This window comes from Mesorhizobium sp. (assembly GCF_004962925.1).
In the GTDB taxonomy this organism is placed as follows: Bacteria; Pseudomonadota; Alphaproteobacteria; order Rhizobiales; family Rhizobiaceae; genus Mesorhizobium.
In genome coordinates this window covers 3,820-12,295 of sequence record NZ_SUEO01000192.1, presented here as the reverse complement: position 1 = coordinate 12,295, position 8,476 = coordinate 3,820, and the positions used below count along the sequence as shown (strand labels likewise).

Here is an 8,476-nt window from a genome sequence, read left to right as displayed (position 1 = left end):
GACAGCGTCTTTTGCGACGCATCGTGACGGGGGCCGGCGTTTGTATTACTGGTTTCGTCGATCATGCGATATTCCCGGCGGATTGAAACGGAGCCAAGCGTTTCCCATCATATAGCGATGAGCCGACAAGGATCGACCCCTTTTCCGCAGCGCCGGCAGAAACGGAGCAGACAATGAACACACTTCGCACCGCCATGCTTTTGGCCGCGATGACCGCGCTGTTCATGGGCGTCGGCTATCTGATCGGCGGATCGGGCGGCATGGTGATCGCCTTGCTGATTGCCGCCGGCATGAACCTGTTCAGCTATTGGAACGCCGACAAGATGGTGCTGTCGATGCACCGCGCCGTCGAGGTCGACGAAAGGAACGCGCCGGAATATTACGCCATCCTGCAGAGCCTCGCCAGACAGGCCGGCCTGCCGATGCCGAAGACCTACCTGATCGACAACCCGCAGCCCAACGCCTTCGCCACCGGCCGCAATCCGCAGAATGCCGCGGTCGCCGCCACCACCGGACTGTTGCAGCAACTGTCGCCTGAAGAGGTCGCGGCGGTGATGGCGCACGAGCTCGCCCATGTGCAGCACCGCGACACGCTGACCATGACGATCGTCGCCACGCTTGCCGGCGCGATCTCGATGCTCGGCAATTTCGCCTTCTTTTTCGGCGGCAACCGCGACAGCAACAATCCGTTCGGCTTTGTCGGCGTGCTGGTGGCGATGATCGTGGCGCCCTTTGCTGCGATGATCGTGCAGATGGCGATCAGCCGTACCCGCGAATACGAGGCCGACCGGCGCGGTGCCGAAATAGCCGGAAACCCACTTTGGCTTGCCTCGGCCCTTGACAAGATCGTCCGTGGCGCCGAACGGATCCGCAACCCGGATGCCGAGCGCAATCCGGCGACCGCCCACCTCTTCATCATCAATCCTCTTTCCGGCGAGCGCATGGACAGTCTGTTTTCCACCCACCCGAACACCGACAACCGCATCGCGGCCCTGCAGGCGATGGCGCGGGACATGGCGGTCGGTGGCGGATCCGCCCCGTCGCGGCCGCAAGCTCCGATGCCAGATCAGGCCGGCGCGCAGCAGCCGTCGGGCCCGTGGGAGAAGGCAGCCCAGCAGCCTGAGCAGCCGCCGGCGCAACCGGCCCGGCCGAAATCCAATCCCTGGGGCCGCAATCCGACCGGACCCAAGGGTCCGTGGTCGTGAGCGAAGCGAAACGCCGGCACCGAATTTCAGGCGATCATGAAAACAATGCAATGAGCCCCGGCGACCCCGTTGCCGGCCTTGCCGCGCGCAAGGCGGCCGCACGGCTGCTTGCCGCCGTCATTGACGCGAAGACACCGCTTGACGGGCTGACCGACCATGAGAACGGCCATCCGCAATACAAGGCGCTGGACCTGCGCGACCGGGCGCTGGTGCGCGCCATACTGGTCACAGCGCTGCGCTTCCGCATGACCATATCGGGGTTGCTGGCCCGCCGCCTGGAAAAGCCGTTGCCGCCCAATGCCACCGCGCTTTCGCATATTCTGCATGTGGCGGCGGCGCAGATCCTTTTCCTCGACATTCCCGACAGCGCCGCCGTCGACCTTGCCGTGACCCACGCCAAGTCCGATCCGCGCACGGTGCGCTTCTCCGGTCTCGTCAATGGCGTGCTGCGCACGCTGGCGCGATCCAAGCAGGCCGAGCTGGCTGCAGCGCTTGCCGCCACCGACGAAGCGCCAAAATGGTTTTCCGACCGGCTGAAGGCCGCCTATGGCGTCGACAAGGCCAGGCAGATCCTCGCCGCTCATCGGCACGAGGCGCCGGTCGACTTCACCGTGAAGTCCGACCCCGCGCTGTGGGCCGAGCGGCTCGGTGGCATCGTGCTGCCGACTGGCACGGTGCGCGTGGAAAAGCTCAGCGCCTCGGTCACCGAGCTGCCCGGTTTCGAAGACGGCGCCTGGTGGGTTCAGGATGCCGCCGCCAGTCTTCCGGCCCGGCTCTTCGGCGACACAAAGGGTTTGCGCGTCGCCGATCTCTGTGCCGCCCCTGGCGGCAAGACCGCTCAGCTCATTCTCGGCGGCGCCAATGTCACTGCCGTCGATACATCGAAGAATCGGTTGGCGCGGCTTTCGCAGAATCTCGAACGGCTCGGCCTGTCCGCGGAGATCGTCCAGGCCGATCTGCTCAAATACGAGCCGAAGGAACCGTTCGACGCCGTCCTCCTCGACGCGCCCTGCTCTTCGACGGGCACGGTGCGGCGGCATCCCGACGTGCCCTGGACGAAGACCGCGGCCGACGTCGAAAAGCTCGCCGATCTGCAGGCAAGGCTGCTCGCCCGCGCCGTCACCCTGGTCAGGCCCGGCGGACGCATCGTCTTTTCCAACTGTTCGCTCGACCCGCTCGAAGGCGAGGTGCTTCACCACGCCTTCCTCGCCGGGAAAGCTGATATCGTCGACGATCCGGTCCGTCCGGGGGAAATCGCCGGCATCGATCCGTTCCTGACGCCGCAAGGCACGCTGCGCACCACGCCCGCCGATCTCGATCTCGGCTCACCGGAACGGTCCGGCCTGGACGGCTTCTTCGCCGCCCGCATGCGCAGAGCCGGCTAATGCTAAAAATTTGACGACTATTTTAGGGAGAATCCTGCGGAAAACAGGCTGAACTCCAAGGCTTCCATTGAATTCGCCTTCGCATAAGTTCTTGAATCATATAATCTTGTCTTCGGGTTGAGGGCGATGAGGAGGGCTTTTGGCGATCGCTGCCGGCAGCACGACACGTCTATGGACGCTTGTCGCGAAGGAGTTTTGGCGCAAGACGCGCCGGCGCCTGCGTGCCGGGCCAGTCTATCGATGGCGTTATTCCGGCCGCACGCCGGAACGCGTTTTGATCGCTCCGCCGGATCTGCGCCTGGCCGACCCGCAGATCGCGCTCGAGATCTATTATGGTCGCTATCCGCTGTCGGGACATCTGGTCGAGACCGGCGGCAAGTCGCCCTTCCAGATTGCGGTACCCAATCCCGGATGGCAAAAGACCCTGCACGGTTTTCGCTGGCTGCGCCATATGCGTGCCGCCGGCACCGAGCTCGCCGCCGCCAATGCCCGCGCGCTGGTCTCCGACTGGATCGCCATTCATGGCAGCCACATTTCAGGCGTCGCCTGGGAGCCCGGCACGACGGCCAAGCGCGTCATCGCCTGGCTGCAGCATTCCTCGGTGGTGCTGCAGGGCGCTGAATTTCCCTTTTACCGGGCATTCCTGAAATCGCTTGCCGTGCAGATCCGCTATCTCAGGGCGATGGCACGCGAGATGCCGGACGGCAAGGACAGGCTGCGCGCCCGCATCGCGCTTGCCTTTGCCGCTCTGTCGCTGCCGGCGCCGGCATCGGCTCTGCGCGGTGCGACCCGTAACCTCGCCGAAGAGCTTGACCGTCAGATTTTGCCGGATGGCGGCCATATTTCCCGCAATCCGATGATCGTGCTCGAAATCCTCGCCGACCTTCTGCCGTTGCGCCAGACTTATGCCAATCAAGCCGAAACGCCGCCGGCGGCGCTGATGGGCGCCATCGACCGTATGCTGCCGGCGCTGCGCTTTTTTCGCCACCAGGACGGCAGCCTCGCCCGCTTCAACGGCATGGGCGCGACCATCCACGACCGCATCGCTACCATTCTGCGCCACGACGACACCGCCGGCGCACCATTGCTGCACGCGCCACATTCGGGCTACGAGCGCCTCTCCATGGGCGGCGTCACCGTGATCGCCGATACCGGCCCGCCGCCGCCCATCGATGTTTCTAACGCGGCGCACGCCGGGTGCCTGGCCTTCGAGCTGTCGTCCGGCCGCCAGCATTATGTCGTCAACGCTGGCGTCGACACTTATGGCGCCGCCGAATTCAGGCCGCTTGCCCGGGCCACGGCCGCCCACTCGACCGCCACCATCAACGACACTTCGTCGGCGCGTTTCAGCCATTCGCTGCGCGTCAACGATCTCCTTGGCACGCCGTTGATCGGCGGCCCGCAGCATGTGCCCTGCAAGCGCACCGACCAGCAGGGCAGCCAGGGTTTCCTGGCCCGTCACGACGGCTATGTGGCGCGCTTCGGCCTGCTGCATGAGCGCGAACTGAAATTGTCGACGAACGGCAACGTGCTCGCCGGCAGGGACCGCTTTCAGCGGCCAGGCAACGCTGCGATCCGCAACAATGGCCGCGATTTCGTCACGGTGCGCTTTCACGTCCACCCCGACATAGGCATGCTTCAAGACGAGCACGACCGCCTGGTGCTGACCGCCGACCAGGCCGACACCTGGGTGTTCACCTGTACCGAGGTGGCGCCCGAGGTCGAGGAATCCATCTATTTCGCCGGTCTTGGCGGCCCGCGCCGCAGCCGGCAGATCGTGCTGGCCTTCAGGGCATCGGAGGTTTCCGAAGTCCATTGGCAACTGACGCGAACGGTCATCGCCGGTCATCCGGAAAAAAGCTGAGACTGCGGCTAGCCTCGCAGTTTGATTTCCAGGCCTCATGTGCTACGGCGCGCGGACACTTTCCCAACCAGCCGTGAAAGGCCGTCAGCCCATGGCCGTCGCCGCCAAGAACATTCCCGCGCCCGATCTCGTTCCCGTCCGTCGCGCGCTGCTCTCCGTTTTCGACAAGACCGGGCTCATTGATCTCGCTCAGGCCCTCGCCTCGGCCGGCGTCGAGCTGGTCTCCACCGGCGGCACGGCAAAGGCGATCGCCGAGGCCGGCATGGCCGTCCGCGACATCTCCGACCTGACCGGCTTTCCAGAGATCATGAACGGCCGCGTCAAGACGCTGCATCCGTCCGTGCATGGCGCGCTGCTTGGCGTGCGCGACGATCCCGAACACGCCGCGGCGATGCGCGATCATGGCATCGAGCCTATCGATCTCGTCGTCTCCAATCTCTACCCTTTCGAGGAGGTCCGCCGCTCCGGCGCCGCTTACGCCTCGATCGTCGAGAACATCGACATAGGCGGCCCGGCGATGATCCGCGCTTCGGCCAAGAACCACGCCTATGTCGCGATCGTCACAGACCCTGAGGACTATGCCTCGGTGCTCAACGCGCTGGAGATGAATTTCGGCTCGCTCTCGCTGGATTTCCGCAAGAAGCTGGCGGCCAAGGCTTTTGCCCGCACCGCCACCTATGACGCGGCGATCTCCGGCTGGTTCGCCGAGGCGCTGGAGATCGAGCATCCCACCTGGCGCGCCTTCGGCGGCAGGCTGGACCAGGTGATGCGCTACGGCGAGAACCCGCACCAGGGGGCTGGCTTTTACGTCGATGGCGACAAGCGGCCGGGCGTCGCGACGGCGCGCCAGCTTCAGGGCAAGCAGCTTTCCTACAACAACATCAACGACACCGACGCCGCCTTCGAGCTGGTCGGCGAGTTCGACCCGGCCAGCTCCGCCACCGTCGCAATCATCAAGCACGCCAACCCGTGCGGCGTCGCCGAAGGCACCTCGCTGAAAGCTGCCTATGCCAAGGCACTTGCCTGCGACCCGGTCTCGGCCTTCGGCGGCATTGTCGCGATGAACCGTATTCTCGATGCCGAGGCCGCTGAGGAGATCGTGAAGACCTTCACCGAGGTCATCATCGCGCCGGGCGCCTCGGAAGAAGCAATCCGCGTCGTCGCCGCCAAGAAGAACCTGCGTCTGCTGGTCACCGGCGGCCTGCCCGATCCGCGCGCCGCCGGCACCACCGTGAAATCCGTTTCCGGCGGATTGCTCGTCCAGGGCCGGGACAATGCGGTGGTCGATGACCTCGACCTGAAAGTGGTGACCAAGCGCGCGCCGACGCCGGCCGAAATGGCCGATCTCAAATTCGCCTTCCGCGTTGCAAAGCACGTCAAGTCGAACGCCATCGTCTATGTCAGAGATGGTGCCACCGTCGGCATCGGCGCCGGCCAGATGAGCCGGGTCGATTCCTCGCGCATCGCCGCGCGTAAAGCGCTCGACGCAGCCGAGGCTGCCGGCGTGGCCGAGCCGCTGACCAAGGGCTCTGTCGTCGCCTCGGACGCGTTCTTCCCCTTCGCCGACGGGCTTTTGTCGGCGATCGAAGCCGGCGCCACGGCCGTCATCCAGCCCGGCGGCTCGATGCGCGACGACGATGTCATCGCCGCCGCCGACGAGCACGGCATCGCCATGGTGTTTACGGGCGTCAGGCATTTCAGGCACTGAGCGCTTCTTCCCTTCCCCCCTGTGGGAGAAGGGAAGAGCGGCTCACTCCGCCGGCTGGTCTGCCGGATACGGCGTGCGGATCAGGATCGCCAGGCCGACGCCGAGGAACAGCACGATTGCCGCCATGCCGAGCCGCGCCGAGCCGCTGGCCAGCGTGATCGTCGCCACCATGAACGGCGCCAGGAAACTCGTCGCCCGTCCGGCCAACGCATAGATGCCGAAATAGCGGCCCGATTCGGCAGCGCTGACGCTGCGCGCCATATAGGAGCGCGACGATGCCTGCACCGGTCCGAAGGCAAGCCCGATCAGCAGACCAAAGAAGATGTAGGCTTTTTCCGCCGGTGTACCGAACAATCCGCCGCTATCGGCTCCGGGCATCATCCAGGCACCGAACAGCGTATAGCCCGGCCCGGTCGAGACGATGCCGATCGTGGCGATGCTGAGCAGGACAAGCGCAATCATCACTATGGTCTTGGAGCCAAGCGCCGTGTCGAGGCGTGCGGCAACCAGGCAACCGACGATGGCGACTACGTTGAGGATGATGCCGAACAGGCCGATCTCGGTGATCGACCAGTGGAACATCGCCGCCGCAAAGGCACCCCCCAGCGCAAGCAACGCATTGACGCCGTCCTGATAGATCATGCGGGCAACGAGAAAGCGGAAGATGCCGCTGCGCTTGCGTATTTCGCCCAGCGTCGATTTCAGTTCCGACAGCCCCTCGCGCACCGCCGGTCGAAGGGGAATGCCCTTCACCGCATCGGGCGTGAAGAAGAACATTGGCAGGATGAACAGGAAATACCAGGCCGCCGATAGGGGCCCTGTCGCCCGTGCATCCTCGCCGAGTTTCGGATCAAGCCCGAGGATTGGATTGAAGCCGAGGAGCGTCTTGCCAGTTTCCGGCGAGCTGGCCATGAAAGCGACGACGAAGATCAGCGCGATCATGCCGCCGAGATAACCAAGACCCCATGCCATATTCGAGATTCGGCCGATTTCGCTCTTCGGCACCAGGCGCGGCATCATCGAATCGTTGAACACGGTCGAGAATTCGGCGGCAACGGAGGCCAGCGAGAACAAGGCTACGACAAGAAACAGATTGGAGCCGGGAGCGGCGAGCCACAGCAGGCCGAGACTGGTGATCTTGATTGCGGCGAACAAAGCAATCCAGGGTTTGCGTGGGCCGGTCTGGTCGGCGATCGAGCCGAGGATCGGCGACAGCACAGCGATGACCAACCCGGCTGCGGCGATGCCGTAGCCCCATGCCGCTTGACCTGTTTCCGGATCGCTCGCCATGCGCGAGACGAAGTAAGGGCCGAAGATGAAGGTGGTGATGACCGTAAAGAAAGGCTGCGCCGCCCAGTCGAACAGCATCCATCCCCAAATGCCGCGTTCCGGCGCTCGCTGCACTGCTACCTCGGCCATGTCCCCTCCCGCAAACGGCGCCCCGGAGCGGTCGCCGCTTCGCTCTATAGCGCAGTTCTTACCGGCAATCCCGCGCGATGTGGAAAACCGTCACATCCCCGTCAGATCGCTGATCAGGCCCGATGCCACCGACAGCCGCGACACGGTGATGTCGCCGCCCTCGGTCAGCCCCTGCAGCCGCTCGCGGATACGCGCGACCCGCTCGCCGCCGGCCTCCAGCCACGCCGCCACCGGGTCCGCCGTCTCGGCGTGGCCGGTGAGCGCCGCCACCGCGATGCCGCGCCTGGCCGCGCCGATTGTGTCGGTGGCGCGGGAGAGAGCCAATTGATCGTAATAATCGGATGGCGCGATCGAGCGCGCTGCGTCCTCGACGCGCGGAATGCGGAAGGCATCGCTAACCGCGAAAAACGCCTTCGCGGCGACGACGATGTCGGCATTCGCCGTTCGGGCCGTAAGCGCGATGTCGGGGACGACGCCCGCCACATCGGTCAGCGCCAGCTGTTCGGCAAGCCTTTCGGGCGCGCCGCCCTTGGCCAGACCATGCCGCCGCTCCTCGATCCACTCGCGCGAGAAGGCCGGCAGCAGCGAAACGAGCTTGGGCTCCAGTGCCTTGCGAGCGTCCTGCAACTCGGTGATCCGTTCGCCGAGCGCTGCGGTGCTGGTATCGTTCTTGAGATACCAGCCGCTGGCCACATAGGTAAGCCGGCTAACGGCCTGATAGAGGTCGAGCTGCACCTGTCCGTCGATCTGATTGTCGAGCGCGTCGATCTGGCGATAGAGCGCCGGCAATCCGAAGCCGTCGCGCACCACGGCGAAGGCCCGGACCACGTCGGCCGCGCTGCGGCCGGTCGCTTCCTGCAGCCTGTTGACGAAGGATGGGCCGCCGCGATTAACC

5 protein-coding genes and 1 pseudogene are annotated in these 8,476 nt (G+C 65.1%); 4 read left to right on the top strand and 2 right to left on the bottom strand.

The annotated features are described in order from the left end of the window. Positions 1-173 precede the first annotated feature (173 nt). From htpX to purH, 4 genes are all read left to right on the top strand, one after another. A complete protein-coding gene (gene htpX, locus E5W87_RS27845; RefSeq protein ID WP_292404880.1) occupies positions 174-1,205 on the top strand; it encodes a zinc metalloprotease HtpX in 1,032 nt (343 codons plus the stop codon). 50 nt (positions 1,206-1,255) lie between these two features. After that, positions 1,256-2,590 (top strand): RsmB/NOP family class I SAM-dependent RNA methyltransferase, encoded by a 1,335-nt coding sequence (locus tag E5W87_RS27840; protein ID WP_292404879.1) that lies wholly within the window; start codon positions 1,256-1,258, stop codon positions 2,588-2,590. A 139-nt stretch (positions 2,591-2,729) separates the two neighbouring features. Next, positions 2,730-4,454, top strand: coding sequence for a heparinase II/III family protein (locus E5W87_RS27835; RefSeq protein WP_292404878.1), 1,725 nt, complete (start codon positions 2,730-2,732; stop codon positions 4,452-4,454). A 91-nt stretch (positions 4,455-4,545) separates the two neighbouring features. Beyond that, complete coding sequence (gene purH, locus E5W87_RS27830; RefSeq protein ID WP_292404877.1) at positions 4,546-6,162, top strand: bifunctional phosphoribosylaminoimidazolecarboxamide formyltransferase/IMP cyclohydrolase; 1,617 nt, start codon at positions 4,546-4,548, stop codon at positions 6,160-6,162. A 42-nt stretch (positions 6,163-6,204) separates the two neighbouring features. Here the strand turns inward: purH and E5W87_RS27825 are convergent, their stop codons facing one another. Both E5W87_RS27825 and E5W87_RS27820 read right to left on the bottom strand, forming a co-directional pair. Next, positions 6,205-7,581, bottom strand: a complete 1,377-nt coding sequence (locus tag E5W87_RS27825) for an MFS transporter (RefSeq protein ID WP_292404876.1) — start codon at positions 7,579-7,581, stop codon at positions 6,205-6,207. Between the two features lie 90 nt (positions 7,582-7,671). Next, a pseudogene (locus tag E5W87_RS27820) lies at positions 7,672-8,476 on the bottom strand (NAD-glutamate dehydrogenase domain-containing protein); the annotation flags it as partial.